Source organism: Umezawaea sp., assembly GCF_057122925.1.
The window spans coordinates 74,602-92,964 of sequence record NZ_DBNGPQ010000046.1 but is presented as its reverse complement, the minus strand read 5'-3'; the positions used below and the strand labels follow the sequence as shown (position 1 = coordinate 92,964).

Genomic DNA, 18,363 nt, shown 5'->3' with positions numbered 1-18,363 from the left:
GGTCTGGTCGCGCACGTCGTGGTGTGGCCGGTGTGACTCGGGACCCCTCGATTTGCCCCTTTGTCGGGCTTGAAAGGGCAGGTGGGAAGCCCTTGCCCGACAATTTCAAGGGGCAAATCCCCCGAGTAAAACCGGCCACGGTCGCGTTGGGGCGGGTCAGGAGGGTGGGTACTAGGCCCTGCCGGGTTGCTGGTACTGCTTCGCCCCGCTGGATTGCCGGTGCTGCTTCGCACCTGAGTTGCGGATGCTGCCTCACCTGCCAGCCGCTGGTACCGCCCCACCTCGCAGGCCCGCTGCTCTGCCGCGCCCGGCCGTCCGCAGGTGCCGATTCGCCGTCGGCGCCGGTGCCACTGGGCTCCGGTGCTGGTTAGCGGCGTTCTTCCAGGCGTTGCATCAGGCGGCGTTCGATGGTGGGCGGCAGCAGGGTGGAGACGTCCCCGCCGTAGGTCGCCACGTCCTTCACCAGCGAGCTGGCCAGGAAGCTGTAGATGGGGTTGGTGGGCATGAAGAGGGTGTCCACGCCGCTGAGCTGGTGGTTCATCTGCGCCATCTGGAGCTCGTAGTCGTAGTCGCTCACCGCGCGCAGGCCCTTGACGATGGCCTTGATGTCGTGTTCGCGGCAGTAGTCCACCAGCAGGCCGTGCCAGGAGTCGATGCGCACGTTCGGCCAGAGGGACGTGACCTCGGCGAGCATGTCTGTTCGTTCCTCGACGGAGAACAGGGTCTTCTTGTTCTTGTTGATGAGCACGGCGACTACGACCTCGTCGAAGAGCTTCGCCGCTCTGCCGATGATGTCCAGGTGTCCGTTGGTGACCGGGTCGTAGGAGCCGGGGCACACGGCACGCGTCATGGTTTTGGACGTTAGCACCCGATCGGACGCATCCAGTGGCGTCCGTGTCCCTGATCACCCCGATGGGTTCGGGTGTTCCGCCCAGTACAGGGTTGTGTCTCCGTATCGCTTGTCGCGCAAGGATTCCACCGGACTTGGCCAGAGGGGGCGGGGGCTGCGGGACGCTCTCTCCACGATCAGGACGGTGCCGGGGGCGGTCCAGCCGTTGAGCACCAGGGCGTCCAGGACCTTGCCCAGCTGGGCGTCGGTGACGGAGTACGGCGGGTCGGCGAAGACCAGGTCGAACGGGGCCTCCGCGGAGACGGCGACCACCGATTCGGCTGGTCTGGCGATCACGGTCGCGGCGGTGAAGCGGAGTTCGCGGGCGTTGGTGCGGAGGACGTCCGCCGCGCGGCGGTCGGCCTCGACGAAGGTGGCCGACGCGGCGCCGCGGGACAGCGCCTCGAAGCCGAGGGCGCCCGAGCCCGCGTAGAGGTCGAGCACGGTGAGGCCGTCCAGGTCCAGGACGACCTCCAGGGCGCTGAACATCGCCTCGCGCACGCGGTCGGACGTCGGGCGGGTCACCTTCGGCGGTACTTGCAGGCGGCGGCCTCCGGCCGTGCCCGCCACGATCCTGGTCACGGGCTCATCGTCCCAGGTGCGCTCCGCCGTTGACCGGCACCACCTGTCCGGTGACGTGGCCCGCCCCGCGAGAGGTGGGGAAGCCCACGACCGCGGCGGCGTCGGCGGGGGTGCCCGCGCGGCCGGTGGCGGTGCCCCCGCCCGTCACCACGGCCGTTCTCGGGGTCATGGTCCGAAGCCCAGGCAGTCCCCGACGGCTTCGAGCAGCGGGACGAGCGCCCTGAGCGCGGCCGGGTCGTCGGTGGCGCACTCGGTGATGCCCGCGCCGACCACCGGCGTCGCCGCGGCGATGGCGCGGATCGAGCCGACGAGTTCCGCCACGGTCAGGCCACCCGGTACCGGGCAGCCGACGCCGTCGAACCCGGCCGGGTCCAGCACGTCCAGGTCGACGTGCAGGTAGACCTCGTCGGCGTCGGTCTCCAGGACGGCGTTGCCCGCCACGGTGGAGCGCCTGGCCGCGGCCACGGGCAGGTGGCGGACGGTCTGCCGCCACACCTGCTCCCGTTCGGCGGGCTCCAGCGAGCGCGCTCCCAGCAGCACCACCCGGCCCGCGCCGATCCGGGGGCCGGACGCGAACCCCGGATCGCCCTCGCCCATCGCGGCGCGCAGCACCATGCCGTGGAAGGCGTGCGACGGCGAGGTCGCGGGCGTGTGCAGGTCGCCGTGCGCGTCGAACCAGGCGAGGGCGAGGGTGCGGCCGTAGCGCTCGCGGGCGGCGCGGACGGGTTCGAGTTCGACGCCGCAGTCGCCGCCGATGGTCAGGACCGTCGACCGGGTCCCCAGCGCCGCCCGCTGGGCCGCGCGGTTGTCCAGCAGCGCGGCGCGGTTGGCGATGCCGTCCACGGTCGGGGACCCGTGCTCCCCGACCGGGATGGTGCGCACGGCGGTGCCCAGGACCTCACCGGCGAGCTTCGCCAGCGCCCTGCCACCCGACGGCAGCGACACCGCGCGGGGAACGACCGCGCCCTGCCGCTGCGCGACGGAGTGGACCTCAGGCAAGCGCCTGCCACCAGCCGTCGACGGCGGGCGGGTCGTTGACGTCGACGCGTTCGCCCGGCTTCGGCACGGCCAGCTTCACGTCGTGGGCCTTGCTCTCGCGCCACACGCGGTCGACCGGTTCGGACCAGTCGTGCACGGACAGGTTGAACGTCGCCCAGTGCACCGGGATCAGCAGTCCGCCGCGGAGCGCGAGGTGCGCGCGCACGCCCTCCTCGGGCGTCATGTGGATGTCCGGCCACCCGACGCTGTACGCGCCGATCTGCACCAGCGACGCGTCGAACGGCCCGTAGGTCTCGCCGATGTCGGTGTAGCCGTCGAAGTAGCCGGTGTCACCGCTGTAGAACACGCGGTGCTCCGGTCCGGCGATCACCCACGAGGCCCACAGCGTGTTGTCGCGCTTGAGGCCCCGGCCGGAGAAGTGCTGCGCGGCCGTGGCGGTCAACCGGACGCCCGCGACCTCGTGGTGCTCGTCCCAGTCCAGCTCGACGATCCGCGACTCCGGGACGTTCCAGCGGCGCAGGTGCGCGCCGATGCCGAGCGGCACGACGAACGGCGCCGTCTCCGACTCGGTCAGCGCGCGGACGGTCGGCAGGTCGAGGTGGTCGTAGTGGTCGTGCGAGATGACGATGGCGTCGATCGGCGGGAGTTCGGTCAGCTCGTGCGGGACGGGGTGCAGCCGCTTGGGGCCGACCAGTTCCGACGGCGAGCAGCGGTCGCTCCAGATCGGGTCGAGCAGCACGCGGGCGCCGTCGACCTCGACCAGCGAGGACGCGTGGCCGTACCAGGTGATGTGCAGGCCCTCGGCGCTGGTCTGGCCGGACTGCGGGCCGACCAGCGGCACCGGCCCGGACGGCTTGCGACGGCCACCGCCGAAGAGGAACTCGCGGAAGACGCCCGCGCTCTCGGCGTCCGGCATCGTGGTGGTCTTCTTGACGTTGTGGAACGTGCCGTCGCGGAACCGCGGCGACCTCCGCAGCAGCGCGGGATCGGGCTTGCCGCCCAATGCCGCGGGCACGCCCCGCACCGCCCAGCCGATCCCCGCCGCCGCCAACCCGAGCAGCGCACCCGTGGTCTTCTTCATGGCACCTCCACCGTTCCGCCAGGCCATAGTCACACTGAATTGGCCTCAGAGCTTGTCGGCGACCAGCACGGTCCGGTGGCCGAGGCGGGCCGACAGCTCAAGGACGAACTCCGGGCGCAGCGGCGGCCAGTTCCAGAACGTCAGTCCCAGCGCGCCGAAGCCCCACGGTGGTTCCCAACGCCAGCCGTTCGGATCCAGTTCCCTGGTGCAGATGGGGCAGGGCCGGGTGCCGTCGGCGCCGTGCTGCCACTCCTCGAACGCGTCGGCGATCCGGTCGAGGTCGACCTCGGCCTCGCAGTGCGGGCAGAAGATGGCCTGATCAGGCGATTTGGTGTAGTAGACGGCGCGGCCGACCTCCACGCGCAGGCCGTTCCAGGCCAGGGTGCGCAGTTCCTCGTCGCCGGTGACGACGGCGCGGTCGAAGTGGGGGCCGGGCGCGTGACCGATGCCACAGGCGCAGTTGGTCCGTTCCTTCACCACGACGCCGATCTCGACCAGCCAGTCGACCACCTCCTGAGCCAGGTGCGGGGCCTCCTGCTCGGTAGCTTCGATGTCCGCGATCGTCTGGTAGCGGTCGTCCATGTCGCGAGGTTCTCACAGCATCAGCACAACTTGGTCAACTGCGCCAGACGATCCCGGCTGGCACCGACGGGCAGCCTGCGCAGCTTGCGGCGGGCCCGGCCCCCGAACTGCTGCACCAGCCGCTCGGCCGACGGCAGCCGCGACGGCCTGGCGTCGGCGCTCAGGTGGGACGCCATGCCCAGGTTCTCGCCGAACCCGGTGAGCGCGCGGGTCTGCTCCGGGGTGGCCCCGCCGAGCACCGCGCCGATCCGGCAGGCCGCCGGGAGCACCGCGGTCCTCAGCCTCGCGACCCGCAGGTACTCCGCCGGGTCGGGCGAGGGGTCGTCGCCCAGCACGAGCGCCAGTTCCGCGCCGCGGCTGGCCTGCACGCCCGCGTCGGCCTGGACGCGGGTGGCCTCGGCGACCTGGTCGGCGGTGGCGCCGCGGTCGCGGCACTCGTCGATGAGGCCGAACCCGCGGAAGTAGAGGGAGTTGGCCGCGACGATCGCGCGTTCCGCGCCGAACCTGCGGTGCACCGCGACCCGGCCCTGCCGGGCGTCGTCGTGCCCCATCAGGCCCTCGTGGACCAGGCCGCCGACGTGCAGGCACTCGACGCCGACGGCGGCGGGCAGCACGCGGTGCAGGTCGCCGCCGACGGCGAGCGCGGCGCGCAGCACCAGCAGCGCGCGCAGCAGCGTCCCGACGGGGATGAGGGCGTAGCGGTCGACCGCGTCGAGCGCCCTGGGCGAGTCGGGCCAGCGGGTGGCGAACTCGTCGCGCAGCAGTTCGCGGAGGTCGTCGTCGGTCGGGCTGAGGGGTGGGACGCGGCGGGCGACTTGGGTCAAGACGGCGCTCCTCGATGTCGGGAGCACTCCATGCTGGGGGCGGGCGAGCCGGTTTCCCGGCGCGTGACCCGGACGGTGCAGCGACGCCACACGCCTGGAGCAGCCGAACGGGTGCCCTCCGCTGCGCGTTGCGGCGCAGGGCACCCGTCGGTGTGGTGGTCCGACTACTCCAGGACGATCAGCAGGTCGCCGCCCTCGACCTGCTGCACGGGCCGCACCGCGAGGCGCGCCACCGTGCCGGCCCTGGCGGCGGTGATGGAGGCCTCCATCTTCATGGCCTCGATGGTCGCGACGGTCTGACCGGCCTCGACGACGTCGCCCTCGGCGACCGACGGGGTCACGACGCCCGCGAACGGCGCGGCCACGTGGTTCTGGTTGCCCCGGTCGGCCTTCTCGGCGGCGGGGACCTCCGCCGCGATGGACCGGTCGCGCACCGAGATCGGCCGCAGCTGGCCGTTCAGCGTGGCCATGACGGTGCGCATCCCGCGCTCGTCCGCCTCGCCGATCGCCTCGAGGCCGATCAGCAGCCGCACGCCGGGCTCCAGGTCGACCGAGTACTCCTCGCCCGGCTTGAGGCCGTAGAAGAAGTCCTTGCTGCGCAGCACGCTCGTGTCGCCGTAGGCCTCGCGGTGGGCCAGGTACTCCTTGGTCGGAGCCGGGAACAGCAGCCGGTTCAGGGTGCCGCGGCGGTTCTCCGCCAGCCCCTTCTGGTCCTCCTCCGACAGCTCCTCGACGCCCTTGGCGGGCGCACGGCCCTGGAGCGCCTTGGTGCGGAACGGCTCCGGCCAGCCGCCGGGCGGGTCGCCCAGCTCACCGTGCAGGAAGCCGATCACCGAGGCCGGGATGTCGAACCTGCCGGGGTCCGCCTCGAACTCGGCGGGCGTGACACCGGCGCCGACGAGGTGCAGCGCGAGGTCGCCGACGACCTTGGACGACGGCGTCACCTTCACCAGGTGGCCGAGCATCCGGTCCGCCGCCGCGTACACGGCCTCGATGTCCTCGAACCGCTGCCCGAGGCCGAGCGCCACGGCCTGCGTGCGCAGGTTCGAGAGCTGGCCGCCGGGGATCTCGTGCTTGTAGACGCGGCCGGTCGGCGCGGGCAGGCCCGACTCGAACGGGGCGTAGATCCGCCTGGTCGCCTCCCAGTACGGCTCCAGGTCGCACACGGCCTCCAGGTCGAGCCCGGTGGCGTGCTCGGTGTGGTCGGTCGCGGCGACGATCGACGACAGCGCGGGCTGCGAGGTCGTGCCCGCCATCGACGCGGACGCGCCGTCCACCGCGTCCACCCCGGCCTGGATCGCGGCCAGGTACGTGGCGAGCTGACCGCCCGCCGTGTCGTGGGTGTGCAGGTGGACGGGGAGGTCGAACTCCTTGCGCAGGGCTGTGATCAGCCGGAACGCGGCGGGCGCGCGGAGCAGCCCGGCCATGTCCTTGACGCACAGCACGTGCGCGCCCGCGCCGACGATCTGCTCGGCCAGCTTGAGGTAGTAGTCGAGCGTGTAGAGGCGCTCGTCCGGGTCGGACAGGTCCGAGGTGTAGCAGAGCGCCACCTCGGCCAGCGCCGTCCCGGTCTCGCGCACGGCCTCGATCGCGGGCCGCATCTGCTCGACGTCGTTGAGCGCGTCGAAGATCCGGAAGATGTCGATGCCGGTCTTCGTCGCCTCCTGCACGAACGCCGACGTCACCTCGGCCGGGTACGGCGTGTAGCCCACGGTGTTGCGACCGCGCAGCAGCATCTGGAGGTTGATGTTCGGCACGGCCTCGCGGAGCTGCGCGAGCCGCTCCCACGGGTCCTCGGCGAGGAACCGCAGCGCCACGTCGTACGTCGCGCCGCCCCACGCCTCCAGCGACAGCAGCTGCGGCGTCAGCCTGGCCACGTGCGGGGCGACCGCGAGCAGGTCCTTCGTGCGCACGCGGGTCGCCAGCAGCGACTGGTGGGCGTCGCGGAACGTCGTGTCGGTGACGGCGACCGCGCGGCTGCCGCGCAGCCACGCGGCGAAGCCCTCGGGGCCCAGCTCGGCGAGCCGCTGCCTCGAACCGGGCACGGGCTCGGCGTCGAGGTCCACGACCGGCAGCTTGTCGCGCGGGTCGATGCTCGCCGGGCGCTCGCCGTTGGGCTTGTTCACCGTCACGTCCGCCAGGTAGGTCAGGATCCTGGTGCCGCGGTCGGCGGAGTGGCGGGCGGTCAGCAGGTGCGGGCGCTGCTCGATGAACGACGTGGTGACGCGGCCCTCGTAGAAGTCGGGGTCGTCCAGCACCGCCTGGAGGAACGGGATGTTGGTGGACACGCCGCGGATGCGGAACTCGGCGACCGCGCGGCGCGAGCGGGCCACGGCGGCGGCGAACGTCCGACCGCGGCAGGTGAGCTTCACCAGCATCGAGTCGAAGTGCGCGCCGATGGCCGTGCCCGCGCCGATCGTGCCGCCGTCCAGCCGGATGCCGGAGCCGCCGGGCGAGCGGTACGCGCTGATCACGCCGGTGTCCGGGCGGAAGCCGTTCGCCGGGTCCTCGGTGGTGATGCGGCACTGGAGGGCGGCGCCGCGCAGCTGCACCGTCTCCTGGCTCAGGCCGAGGTCGGCGAGGGTCTTGCCGCTGGCGATGAGCATCTGCGACTGGACCAGGTCGACGTCGGTCACCTCCTCGGTGACCGTGTGCTCGACCTGGATGCGCGGGTTCATCTCGATGAAGACGTAGTTGCCGTTCGGGTCGAGCAGGAACTCGACCGTGCCCGCGTTGCGGTAGCCGATGTGCCGGGCGAACGCGACGGCGTGGGCGCACATCCGGTCGCGGATCTCCGGCGCCAGGTTCGGCGCGGGCGCGATCTCGATGACCTTCTGGTGGCGCCGCTGCACCGAGCAGTCCCGCTCGAACAGGTGGATCACGTTGCCCTCGCCGTCGGCGAGGATCTGCACCTCGATGTGGCGGGGCTCGACCACGGCCTGCTCGATGAACATGGTCGGGTCGCCGAACGCCGACTCGGCCTCGCGCATGGCGGCTTCCAGCGACTCGCGCAGCGTCGACGGGTCCTCGACCCTGCGCATGCCGCGGCCACCACCACCGGCGACGGCCTTCACGAACACGGGGAAGGCGATGCCCCTGGCCGCGGCCAGCAGCTCGTCCAGGTCCGCCGACGGCGCGGAGGACTCCAGCACCGGCAGGCCCGCCTCGCGCGCGGCCGCGATGGCGCGCGCCTTGTTGCCGGTCAGCTCCAGCACCTCGGTCGGCGGTCCCACGAACGTGATGCCCGCGTCCTTGCACGCCTGGGACAGCTCGGGGTTCTCCGAGAGGAAGCCGTAACCGGGGTAGACCGCGTCGGCACCGGCCTGGCGGGCGGCCTTGACGATCTCCTCGACCGACAGGTACGCGCGCACCGGGTGACCGGGGTCGCCGATCTGGTAGGACTCGTCGGCCTTCAGCCGGTGCAGCGAATTCCGGTCCTCGTGCGGGAAGACGGCTACCGTCCCCGAGCCCAGCTCATAGGCGGCACGAAACGCCCGGATCGCGATCTCGCCGCGGTTCGCGACAAGCACCTTGCGGAACATAGCGGCGTTCCCTCCCGGTAACTCGACTGGGTCGTCGGAACGTTACCGTGTGCTTCCCGCCCCTCGGGAGTTCCATCCCACGTGACGGACGTCATCCTGATCGGTTCGCGGCGCGGTCGAGCGGCTCGTCGGCCCCGGCCGTGAGCTGGGGCCTTGGTCGAAGAGTGTGCCGCAGGGAGCCGCCGGGCGCAGCCCCCGCGAGGAGCAGGGACGTTAGCGGCCGATCACCGGACTTCCACACCGGGTGACCGAGGGCGTTCGAGGTTGCGTCGAATGCAGTAGATGTGGCCCTCTTCACGGCGGTACCCACGAGGTTGCGCTGATGCGGTGGGATTCGCCGCTTCGTGTGACTTGCGGGTCCGAAACCTCGGTAGTGTTGCCCATATGGCCGGGCCCGATGGGAATGGGCAGACTGCTGCCCGCACAGCTCACTTCGACGTCGTCCTGCGCGGATACAACCAGCGTCAGGTCAACGAACGCGTCACCCGACTGGAGTTCGACCTCAAGAACGCCAGCCGGAGCCGTGACGCCGCCGCCGCGCAGGTGGCCGAACTGTCGAAGGTGGTAGCGGGCACGAGAGCCGAGCTGGACAAGGTCAAGGCGCAGCTCTCCAGCCTGGCCGCCAGCCCCATCAGCGCCTCCAACGTCACCGAGCGCGTCCGGATCATGATGGGCCTCGCCGAGGAGGAGATCGCCGACATCCGCAAGGCGGCCGTCGACCACGCGAACGCCACCCGCGCCGAGGCCGACCGGTTCGCCGCCGAGCAGAAGGCCCTGCACCAGCGGAAGAACGCCGAGACCGACGACCGCCGCAGGCAGTTGGAGCAGCAGCACCAGCAGCACCGGATCGAGCTGGACAAGAAGTTCGAGGCCCGCAAGGCCGAACTGGAGAACGAGATCCAGGAACTCCGCGCCAAGCTCACGGCCGAGCACAACGCGCTCATGGCCGAAGGCCGTGCCGAAACCGAACGCGTCACCACCGAGTACGACGCCAAGGCGGCCGACCTGGAGAAGACCCGCGCGGCGCTGGAGCAGAAGTACAAGAAGTACCACGACGACCTGGACAAGGAATACGACGACCTGCGCACCAAGCTCAAGAAGGAACACGAGCAGCACGTGGTCGAGGCGAAGCAGGCCGCCGAGAAGATCCGCGCGGAAGCGGAAGCCAAGCGCGCCGCGGCGGAAAAGGAACTCGACGAAACCCTGACCGCCAAGAAGGCCGAGTCGGAGAAGCTCCTGGCCGAACTGGAGTCCGAGGCGCTGGCGAAGGTGGAGCAGCTCACGACCGAGGCCACCACCAAGGCCGAGAAGACCGTGCGCGAGGCCGACGAACACGCCGACAAGCGCGTGACCGAGGCCGACGAGCGGGTAACGGCGCTGCGCACCATGCACCAGTCACTGACCGAGCAGTTCGCCGCGGCCCAAGCGGCGGTGCTCCAGGCGGTCTCGGCACTGGGCCCGCTCCCGGACGACCCCCGAGCGCGCGAGCGAGCAGCAGAACCCCAGAAGCCGCAGGAAAAGCCGGCAAGGGCGACGAAGCCAGAACCAGCCAAGCCGCCGACCAACGGCAAACCGGCCACGGCAGACGCCCCCACGGCAAAACTGCCGATCCAAAAAAGGCCGAAGAACGCCTAGGCGACAGGGCAGGAAAACCGAGCACCAACAATCGGCCACGCACCCGTGCGTGGCCGATTTCATTTGGGGAACCGACCCTCACGACAACGGATCGCCCAGGTCGACACCACCCGCCCTTCAGCCCGATCACAGGGTCGAATCAATGGACCCGAGTCGAACAGGTCCCCCCGGACCACCCGAACCGGATTCGCACCAGCCGCGCCCCACGAACCGGTTGCCCCCAGGGGGCATCGAACCAACCACTTGGCCGCTATCCCGCCCCACCCGACCCCCGCCACCCTGAAGCCCGATGAAGACCAACGTGCAGCGACACCTGAACCAGGCGCTGATGCGGATCCCCAGACGCGCCGAGAACACCGACCGGCACACCCTCGCCACCACCTACGTCAGCGCGGGCTCCTTCTCGGCGATGCTCCACTCCACCGACCACCAGGTCCTCTACGGGCGCAGGGGCACCGGCAAGACCCACGCCCTCCTCTACCTCAGCGACGTCATCGAGCGGGCGGGCGACCTGCCCGTCTACCTGGACCTCCGCACGATCGGCTCGGCGGGCGGCATCCACTCCGGCAGCGACGCCGACGCGGCCGAACGCGGCACCCACCTCCTCGTCGACACCCTGGAAGCCGTCCACGAGGAACTGCTCACCATCGCCGTCGACACCGAGCACGACATGCTCGACCCCCTCGACGCCCTGGCCGACGCCGCGACCGCCGTCCAGGTGGTGGGCGAGGTGGAACGCGAGTCGAAGCGGACCGGTTCGGCGGAGACCAGGCACGCCCTCGACATCAGCGCCACCCCGTCGGCCAAGGTCACCGCCGAACGCCGGAACAGCACCTCCTCGGAGCACCGGCTCCGCCGCGTCGGCGTGGAGCGCCACCACGTCGTCTTCGGTCCCCTCAGCCGAGCGCTGCGCGGCCTCACCAGGGCGCTGGGCGGGCGCAGGCTGTGGCTCCTGCTGGACGAGTGGAGCAGCGTCCCGCTCGACCTCCAACCCCTCCTGGCCGACCTGCTGCGCCGCTGCGTCCTGCCCGTCCCCGGCATCACCGTCAAGATCGCCGCCATCGAGCGCCGCTCCCGGTTCAGCGTCCCCGCCCCCGCGGGCGACTACATCGGCATCGAACTGGGCGCGGACGCGGCCACCGCCGTGAGCCTGGACGACTTCCTGGTGTTCAACCGCGCCCGCACCGACGCGCAGGAGTTCTTCGGCCAGCTCTTCTTCAACCACGCCAAGGACCTGCTGGTGCGCGTGGTCGGCGCGAGGGCACCAGGGGACGCCACCGCGTTCGTGGAGCGGACGTTCCAGCGCAACGCCTTCCTGGAACTGGTCCGCGCCGCCGAGGGCGTGCCGAGGGACGCCATCAACATCGCCGCGCTGGCCGCCCAGTACGCGCACTCGGACGTGACCGACCTGGAGGACGTCCGCCGAGCGGCCCGCGACTGGTACCTCCGCGACAAGCAGACCGCCATCGACTCCAACCCGGCCGCCCACTCCACCCTGCGCAAGCTCGTCGACGAGGTGGTGGGCAAGCGCCGGTCGCGGACGTTCCTGCTGGAGCGCACGGCGAGTGCGGAACACCCGGCCGTGGACGTCCTCTACGACGCCCGGCTGCTGCACGTGCTGCGCCGCGGCATCGTCGACAAGAACCACCCCGGCACGCTCTACGACGGGTTCGCCGTCGACTACGGCTGCTACGTGGCGCTGCTGCTGGACGGCGAGCTGCCGTCCCGGCCGCGCCACCGGGGAGGCTGGCTCAACTGGTCGCACTCCGTGCCGCCGGACGGCTTCGACTTCGGCGCGGAGGCCATCGACCTGTCCACACTGGACTAGCGCGGGCCCGCACCGCCCGGAGCCCGGAGAGCCCCTACTTCGGCAGCTGCTCGGCCGGGATCGTCTCGGCGGCGGGCGGTGCGGCGACCTCCACCGGGCCGCCCCAGTCGCTGAACCGGGTGGTCGAACTCTTGACCACCTCGCCGTTCTGCTCGAACCGGTACCCGGCCTTGAGCGGCAGCCCGGTCGCGTCCACCCACGCGAACGCGCTGATCGTCACCCCGTACTCGGCGAGCTGGGTGTGCTGGAGCTGGATGTCGGGGTCGTCGAACAGCTTCGCGATCTTCACCGTGTCCACGGCGACGTCGTAGCGCGTCACCGGCACCCCGTCGAGCTGCTCGGACGCCTTGCGCAGCACCAGCCCGGCGGTCGGCTCCAGGTAGTCCAGCTCGGCACCCGCCATCGCGCTGGGACCGAACCCGCGCAGCAGCCCCGAGATCTCGCCGCTGTTCTCGGCGGTGTACTTCGCCCACTTCTTGCCCTCGGGCATCGGGGCGCCTGCCAGGTAGGCGTACAGCTCGTCCCGCAGCACCACGAGGTCGATCTCGCGGGCCGCTCCACCCGCGTCCACGTTCATGGTGAACGCGCCGACCACGCCGTCCGCCTCCTGGCGGAGCACGCCGTCCGCGGTGTTGCGCACCTCGGTCGCCGCCCCGTCGGAGGCGAAGCCCTCGGTGTGGAACTTCGCCGTCCTCAGCTCGGCCCTGCGGGCCGTGATGGTCTCCGCCAACACCGCCAGCTCGCCCTTGACCTGCGACGTCGTCGGAGCGGGCGCGGGCTGCGCCGACCCGCAGGCGGCGAGCAGCACGAGGGGGATCACGACGAGGAAGCGGCGCACAAGGAGTCGATGCTAGCTCAGGCCTTCTCCAGGTACTCCGCCCGCTCCTCGTCCAGCAGGCCCGCCACCAGCCCGGAGAGGCCGGGGTGGGCGGTCAGCTCGGGATCGGCGTCGACCACCTGCTGGGCCTCCACGCGGGCCTCGCGGATCAGGTCCTCGTCGCGCAGCAGCGACAGCATCTTCAACCCGGAGCGCACACCGGACTGGGCGGCGCCGAGGATGTCGCCCTCCCGGCGCAGCTCCAGGTCGAGCTGCGCCAGCTCGAAGCCGTCCAACGTGGACTCGACCGCGCGCAGCCGCTCCATGGTCGACGTGCCGTCCGGCATCTCCGTGACCAGCAGGCACAGACCGGGCGCACTGCCCCGGCCCACCCGGCCGCGGAGCTGGTGCAGCTGGCTGACGCCGAACCGGTCCGCGTCCATGATCACCATGACGGTCGCGTTCGGGACGTTCACGCCGACCTCGATCACCGTCGTGGCGACCAGCACCTTCGTCTCGTTCGCCGCGAACGACCGCATCACCGCGTCCTTCTCGTCCGCGGGCAGCCTGCCGTGCAGGACCTGGATCGCGAGCCCTCGCAGGGGCCCCTCGGACAGCCGGTTCGCCACGTCCACGACCGCCAGCGGAGGACGCCGGTCCGACGCGTCCTCCTTCGGCGGCTCGGCCCCGTCGTCGTCCGGCTCGCCGCCACCGATGCGCGGGCACACCACGTACACCTGGTGGCCCTTGGCGACCTCCTCGTGGATGCGCTGCCACGCGCGGGCCAGCCACTGCGGCTTCTCCGCCAGCGGCACCAGCGACGTGCTGATCGGCGACCGGCCCCCCGGCAGCTCGCGCAGCGCCGACACGGCCAGGTCGCCGTACACCGTCATCGCCACCGTGCGCGGGATCGGCGTCGCCGTCATCACCAGCACGTGCGGCGTCGCCCCCTCCCGCGCCCGCCCGCGCAGCGCGTCCCGCTGCTCCACGCCGAACCGGTGCTGCTCGTCCACCACCACGAGCCCGAGGTCGGCGAACGTCACCTTGTCCTGGATCAGCGCGTGCGTGCCGACCACGATCCCGGCCTCGCCGGACACGATCTCCAGCATCGCCTTCTTGCGCTGCGGCGCGCTCATCGACCCGGTCAGCAGCGTCAACCGCGTCGCGTGCTCGGCCCCGCCCAGCTGCCCCGCCTGCGCGAGGTCGCCCAGCATCTCGGTCAACGAGCGCGCGTGCTGCGCCGCGAGCACCTCGGTCGGCGCCAGCATGGCGGCCTGCCGCCCGGAGTCGACGACCTGCAACATCGCCCGCAGGGCGACCATGGTCTTGCCCGACCCCACCTCCCCCTGGAGCAGCCGGTTCATCGGGTGCGCGCCGGACAGGTCGTGGGCGATCTCCTCGCCGATCCCCCGCTGCCCGTTGGTCAGCGTGAACGGCAGCCGCGCGTCGAACGCGTCGAGGATCTCGCCCGGTCGCGGTGGGCAGGCGGGGGCGGGGCGGGCGCCCGCGGACTGCCTGCGCTGGGCGAGCGCGAGCTGGACCGCCATCGCCTCGTCCCACTTCAGGCGCTGCTGCGCGAGCGTGATCACCGCCCAGCTGTCCGGGCGGTGGATGGCGCGCAGCGCCCCCTCCAGCGGCATCAGCGAGCGCGACGAGCGCAGCCGGGAGGGCAGCGGGTCGGAGGCTTCGGGGACGCCGTCCCACACGTCGAGGACCTGCTTGACGCAGTTGACGATGTTCCACGACTGGATGCCCTGCGCGGCCGGGTAGACCGGGATGAACGCCTGGGCGAACCGGTCGGCCGCCGAGTCGGGCGCCTCGTCCTTCAGGACCTCGAAGTCGGGGTGGGCGAGCTGGAGCTTGTTGTTGAAGCGGCCGACCTTGCCCGCGAACATCGCCTGCCTGCCCGGCAGCAGCTCGGTCTCGGCGACGTGCGCGGGCGTGCCGAAGAACACGAGCTGGAGCTCGTTCGTGCCGTCGGTGATGGTCGCCTCGAACATGTAGCCGCGCCGGTTCTTCATCGCGCGCTTCTTGCCCGACTTGACCTTGGCCTGCACGGTGACGTGCTCGCCCAGCTCCAGGCTCGCGATCTCGGTCAGCTTCCCGCGCTCGTCGTACCGGCGCGGGTAGTGCCGCAGCAGGTCGCCGACCGTCAGCAGGCCGAGCCCGGCCTCCAGCGCGTCGGCGCTCTTCTTGCCGAGCACCGACACCAGCTTCTCGTCAAAGGTGGTCATCGCCGCCCATTCAACTACTCGACACCGACAAGGACGATCGTGTCCGGCTGGCCGCCCGAGTAGACGGTCAGCTCCACCTCGGGGTGGCTCAGCCTCAGGTGGTCCTCCAGCAGGGCCGCGAGGTCGGCCGGGGCGTCCGCGCCGAGGACGGCGGTGACCAGTTCGCCGCCTCCGCCGAGCATCCGGTCGACCAGCCTGCACGCGAGGTCGCCCACGGCGTCGGCGGCGGCGGGAGCGGGTTCGATCAGGACGACCTCGCCGTCCAGCATCCCGAGGAGGTCGCCGGGGGCGACGCGGCCGACCCACGTGATGCCCTCGCGGTCCGACACGGCCAGTTCGCCGCGACGGGTGGCGGCGGCGGCCTCGGCCATCGCGACCACGTCGTCGCCGGGGCGGCGGGACGGGTCGTGCACGGCCATCGCGGCGAGGACCTGGACCGGGGACGCGGTCGGGACGACCACGACGTCCTGGCCCGCCGCGACGGCCTGCGCGACGGCGTCGTCGAGGTGCTCGCGCACGTCGGCGGCGCCGGGCAGGACGGTGACGTGCCGGGCGCGGGTGCCGACGAGCGCGGCGAGCAGGTCGGCGGCCGTGAGCGACTCCGAGGCGGCCAGGTCGACCACGACGGCGCCCTCGGCGCGGAACAGCTCGACCGCGCCCCCGCCGCCGACCAGCACGACGACCGCGCGGTCGCGCACGAAGCGCGGGGCCTGCGCGGCGATCTGGTCGGCGAACCGCGCGACGGTGATGCGGTGCGGGCGGCCCGCGGCGATGCCCGCCTCGACGGCGGCGCCGATGTCGTTGCAGTGCACGTGGACGGTCCACAGCTCGGCGCCGTCGCCGACGACGGACACGCAGTCGCCGAGTCCGCCGAGCGCGGCGCGCAGACCGTCGACGCCTGCCTCGGACGTGCCGTCGAGCAGGTACATGACCTCGTACTCGAACTCGCTCGACCCGGCTTCGCGGCCCGTGGTCAGGGATTCCGGTGTCCTCGGCAGCACCGGGACGACCTCGGTCTCCTCCTCGCGGCCCGTGACGACGGCCGCGAGTGTGTCCAAGAGCACCAGGAGCCCGCGCCCGCCCGCGTCGACGACGCCCGCCCTGGCGAGGACGGCCAGCTGGCGCGGGGTGTCGGCGAGGGCCGCGGCGCCTGCCTTCGCGGCCGAGGTGATGACGTGCTCCAGGTCGTCCGGCCCGTCGTCCGCGGCTTCGGCGGCGGCGTGCAGGACGGTCAGCACGGTGCCCGCGACCGGCTGGGACACCGCGGCCGTGGCCAGCTCGTCGGCCCGGTGCAGGGCCTGCCGCAGCGCACCGCCGGTCATGGTGGAGGCGCCCTGGACGGTTTCCGCGAGCCCGCGCAGCACCTGGGACAGGATCACCCCGGAGTTGCCGCGCGCGCCCGCCAGCGCCCCCCTGGCCAGCGCCGCGAGGGACGCGCCCGCCGCGTCGCGCGCCTCGGCGGGGGCCCGCAGCAGGGCGTCCAGCGCCGACCGCATGGTCTGGAGGAGGTTCGTGCCCGTGTCGCCGTCGGGCACCGGGTAGACGTTGATGCGGTCGATCGCCTCGCGGTTCACGTCCAGTGACCGCACACACGCGTCCGCCCATTGACGCACCGCACCAGCATCGAGGACCTGCATGGCGGGAGCGTATCCACCCGTGCCGACAGCACCCCGGTTTGGTCGTGGCACCGCCGACCGGTTACCCTCATCGTTGTTGCCATGCCCGGCTGAGGCTTGTGCACGCTTGCGCGCCCGCCGGGGCGTGAGTACGAAATGAGCAACCCTAAGGAGTGGCTGACGTGGCTGCCGTGTGCGACGTCTGTAACAAGGGGCCGGGCTTCGGCCATTCTGTCTCGCACTCCCACCGGAAGACGAACCGCCGGTGGAACCCGAACATCCAGTCCGTGCGCGCGAAGGTTTCCTCCTCGCAGCGCCAGCGGCTGAACGTGTGCACCTCCTGCATCAAGGCGGGCAAGGTTGTGCGCGGCTGATTTGCAGCCCTGAACGGGAGCCCGGACGCCTCGGCGTCCGGGCTTTCGCTTTGTCCGGCCCCCCGAGGCCCGCGCCGAACCGCCCGCCGAGGAGGTCTCGACGGGCGGCGGCACCGGGCGACGGCCTAGGGCAGCTTCCAGTTGATCGGGGCCGCGCCCTGCTTCTCCAGCAGCTCGTTGGCCTTGCTGAACGGCTTGGAGCCGAAGAAGCCGCCGTGCGCCGACAGCGGGCTCGGGTGCGCGGACTCGATGCACGGCACCGGGTCCAGCATGGGCTTGAGGTTGCGGGCCGCGCGGCCCCACAGGATCGCGACCATGGGCTCCTCGCGGGCCGCGAGGGCGCGGATGGCCTGCTCGGTGACCTGCTCCCAGCCCTTGCCCTGGTGGGAGTTCGAGACTCCGGTGCGGAGCGTCAGCGACCTGTTGAGCAGCAGCACGCCCTGCTCGGTCCACGGCGTGAGGTCGCCGTTGGACGGCATGGGGTAGCCGAGGTCGTCGACGTACTCCTTGTAGATGTTGACCAGGCTCTTGGGGATCGGCCTGGTCTCCGGCGACACCGAGAAGCTCAGGCCCACGGCGTGGCCGGGTGTCGGGTACGGGTCCTGGCCCACGATGAGGGCGCGCACCTCGTGGAAGGGCTGCTGGAACGCGCGCAGCACGTTCTCGCCCGCGGGGAGGTATGTGTGGCCTGCGGCGACTTCGGCACGCAGGAACTCGCCCATTTCGGCGATGCGGTCGGAAACGGGGGCGAGTGCTTCAGCCCATCCGGTTTCCACGATCTCGTTCAGGGGACGTCCAGGCACAGCGCGTGACCCTATCTCAGTCGAGCCTGCGGAGTTCCTTGCGGTACAAGGCGATGGTGGCGACGTACCGGTCGACCGCGAACTGCCAGGCACGTTCCGGCACGACGTGCCCCGGCCGCACCTTCGCGGGCACGCCGAGCGCCATCGAGCGGGCGGGCACGTGACCGCCGAAGGAGACCACGGCACCCGCGCCGACGATCGAGCCCTCCTCGACCACGGAACCGTTCAGCACCACCGAACCGGACGCGATCAGGCAGTGGTCGGCGATGGTCGCGCCCTCGATGTGGACGTTGTGCCCGATGACGCACTCCTCGCCGATCAGCGCGGGGTGCACCTCGGTGCAGTGGACGACGGTGCCGTCCTGCACGCTCGTGCGCGCGCCGATCTCGATGCGCCCGGCGTCGCCGCGCAGCACCGCCCGCGGCCACACGGACGCGAACGCCGCGATCCTCACGTCACCGATCACGGTGGCGTCGGGGTGCACGTACGCCTCCGGGTGGATCTCCGGCTCGTGCTCGCCCAGGGCGTAGATGGCCACGAAGGACGTCCTCTCAGTG

At 71.8% G+C, this 18,363-nt stretch carries 15 protein-coding genes and 1 pseudogene; 3 read left to right on the top strand and 13 right to left on the bottom strand.

All coding sequences use genetic code 11. The features are described from left to right. Positions 1 to 367: 367 nt before the first annotated feature. The 8 genes and pseudogenes from coaD to AC156L_RS08945 form a co-directional block, all read right to left on the bottom strand. Positions 368 to 850 (bottom strand): pantetheine-phosphate adenylyltransferase, encoded by a 483-nt coding sequence (gene coaD, locus AC156L_RS08980; protein ID WP_330883373.1) that lies wholly within the window; start codon positions 848 to 850, stop codon positions 368 to 370. A gap of 54 nt (positions 851 to 904) precedes the next feature. Next, positions 905 to 1,471 (bottom strand): 16S rRNA (guanine(966)-N(2))-methyltransferase RsmD, encoded by a 567-nt coding sequence (gene rsmD / locus AC156L_RS08975; RefSeq protein ID WP_330883375.1) that lies wholly within the window; start codon positions 1,469 to 1,471, stop codon positions 905 to 907. A gap of 4 nt (positions 1,472 to 1,475) precedes the next feature. Beyond that, positions 1,476 to 1,610 (bottom strand): annotated as a pseudogene (locus tag AC156L_RS08970) (3-oxoacyl-ACP reductase); the annotation flags it as partial. 26 nt (positions 1,611 to 1,636) lie between these two features. Then, entirely contained in the window at positions 1,637 to 2,470 is an 834-nt protein-coding gene (locus tag AC156L_RS08965) for an arginase family protein (protein ID WP_330883377.1), read from the bottom strand. Further along, complete coding sequence (locus AC156L_RS08960) at positions 2,463 to 3,551, bottom strand: MBL fold metallo-hydrolase (protein WP_330883379.1); 1,089 nt, start codon at positions 3,549 to 3,551, stop codon at positions 2,463 to 2,465. The genes AC156L_RS08965 and AC156L_RS08960 overlap by 8 nt, the downstream gene beginning before the upstream one ends. A 45-nt stretch (positions 3,552 to 3,596) precedes the next feature. Next, positions 3,597 to 4,133, bottom strand: a complete 537-nt coding sequence (locus tag AC156L_RS08955) for a hypothetical protein (protein WP_330883381.1) — start codon at positions 4,131 to 4,133, stop codon at positions 3,597 to 3,599. 20 nt (positions 4,134 to 4,153) lie between these two features. Next, positions 4,154 to 4,957: a polyprenyl synthetase family protein gene (locus tag AC156L_RS08950; RefSeq protein ID WP_330883383.1), complete on the bottom strand. Its 804-nt coding sequence runs from the start codon at positions 4,955 to 4,957 to the stop codon at positions 4,154 to 4,156. A gap of 164 nt (positions 4,958 to 5,121) precedes the next feature. Continuing rightward, complete coding sequence (locus AC156L_RS08945; protein WP_330883385.1) at positions 5,122 to 8,499, bottom strand: pyruvate carboxylase; 3,378 nt, start codon at positions 8,497 to 8,499, stop codon at positions 5,122 to 5,124. Positions 8,500 to 8,883: 384 nt separating this feature from the next. On the opposite strand from AC156L_RS08945, the gene AC156L_RS08940 reads away from it, so the two are divergent. Both AC156L_RS08940 and AC156L_RS08935 read left to right on the top strand, forming a co-directional pair. Then, positions 8,884 to 10,134, top strand: coding sequence for a hypothetical protein (locus AC156L_RS08940; RefSeq protein WP_484406743.1), 1,251 nt, complete (start codon positions 8,884 to 8,886; stop codon positions 10,132 to 10,134). Between the two features lie 289 nt (positions 10,135 to 10,423). Continuing rightward, positions 10,424 to 11,962: a hypothetical protein gene (locus tag AC156L_RS08935; protein ID WP_330883389.1), complete on the top strand. Its 1,539-nt coding sequence runs from the start codon at positions 10,424 to 10,426 to the stop codon at positions 11,960 to 11,962. A 34-nt stretch (positions 11,963 to 11,996) separates the two neighbouring features. Here AC156L_RS08935 and AC156L_RS08930 read toward each other — a convergent pair whose 3' ends face one another. Genes AC156L_RS08930 through AC156L_RS08920 form a run of 3 tightly spaced genes read right to left on the bottom strand, consistent with a single transcriptional unit; the run spans position 11,997 to position 16,650 of the window. Then, positions 11,997 to 12,800, bottom strand: coding sequence for an SCO4651 family lipoprotein (locus AC156L_RS08930; protein WP_330883391.1), 804 nt, complete (start codon positions 12,798 to 12,800; stop codon positions 11,997 to 11,999). Positions 12,801 to 12,817: 17 nt separating this feature from the next. Continuing rightward, the gene (recG, locus tag AC156L_RS08925) at positions 12,818 to 15,013 is read right to left on the bottom strand and encodes an ATP-dependent DNA helicase RecG (RefSeq protein ID WP_330883393.1); all 2,196 of its coding nucleotides are present in this window, start codon (positions 15,011 to 15,013) and stop codon (positions 12,818 to 12,820) included. 14 nt (positions 15,014 to 15,027) lie between these two features. After that, positions 15,028 to 16,650: a DAK2 domain-containing protein gene (locus tag AC156L_RS08920; protein WP_330883395.1), complete on the bottom strand. Its 1,623-nt coding sequence runs from the start codon at positions 16,648 to 16,650 to the stop codon at positions 15,028 to 15,030. 161 nt (positions 16,651 to 16,811) lie between these two features. On the opposite strand from AC156L_RS08920, the gene rpmB reads away from it, so the two are divergent. After that, positions 16,812 to 17,003 carry a 50S ribosomal protein L28 gene (rpmB, locus tag AC156L_RS08915; protein WP_106188104.1) on the top strand — a complete coding sequence of 64 codons (192 nt, stop codon included), beginning with the start codon at positions 16,812 to 16,814 and terminating at the stop codon, positions 17,001 to 17,003. Between the two features lie 125 nt (positions 17,004 to 17,128). Here the strand turns inward: rpmB and AC156L_RS08910 are convergent, their stop codons facing one another. After that, a complete protein-coding gene (locus AC156L_RS08910; protein ID WP_330883398.1) occupies positions 17,129 to 17,806 on the bottom strand; it encodes a uracil-DNA glycosylase in 678 nt (225 codons plus the stop codon). 16 nt (positions 17,807 to 17,822) lie between these two features. Further along, positions 17,823 to 18,344 (bottom strand): gamma carbonic anhydrase family protein, encoded by a 522-nt coding sequence (locus AC156L_RS08905; protein ID WP_330883400.1) that lies wholly within the window; start codon positions 18,342 to 18,344, stop codon positions 17,823 to 17,825. Positions 18,345 to 18,363: the final 19 nt, after the last annotated feature.

What these genes read in the sequence shown, in the direction of transcription:
- coaD (WP_330883373.1), bottom strand. Translation starts at nt 850, where the DNA reads ATGACGCGTGCCGTGTGCCCCGGCTCCTACGACCCGGTCACCAACGGA.
- AC156L_RS08960 (WP_330883379.1), bottom strand. Translation starts at nt 3,551, where the DNA reads ATGAAGAAGACCACGGGTGCGCTGCTCGGGTTGGCGGCGGCGGGGATC.
- AC156L_RS08955 (WP_330883381.1), bottom strand. Translation starts at nt 4,133, where the DNA reads ATGGACGACCGCTACCAGACGATCGCGGACATCGAAGCTACCGAGCAG.
- AC156L_RS08945 (WP_330883385.1), bottom strand. Translation starts at nt 8,499, where the DNA reads ATGTTCCGCAAGGTGCTTGTCGCGAACCGCGGCGAGATCGCGATCCGG.
- AC156L_RS08940 (WP_484406743.1), top strand. Translation starts at nt 8,884, where the DNA reads ATGGCCGGGCCCGATGGGAATGGGCAGACTGCTGCCCGCACAGCTCAC.
- AC156L_RS08935 (WP_330883389.1), top strand. Translation starts at nt 10,424, where the DNA reads ATGAAGACCAACGTGCAGCGACACCTGAACCAGGCGCTGATGCGGATC.
- recG (WP_330883393.1), bottom strand. Translation starts at nt 15,013, where the DNA reads ATGACCACCTTTGACGAGAAGCTGGTGTCGGTGCTCGGCAAGAAGAGC.
- AC156L_RS08920 (WP_330883395.1), bottom strand. Translation starts at nt 16,650, where the DNA reads ATGCAGGTCCTCGATGCTGGTGCGGTGCGTCAATGGGCGGACGCGTGT.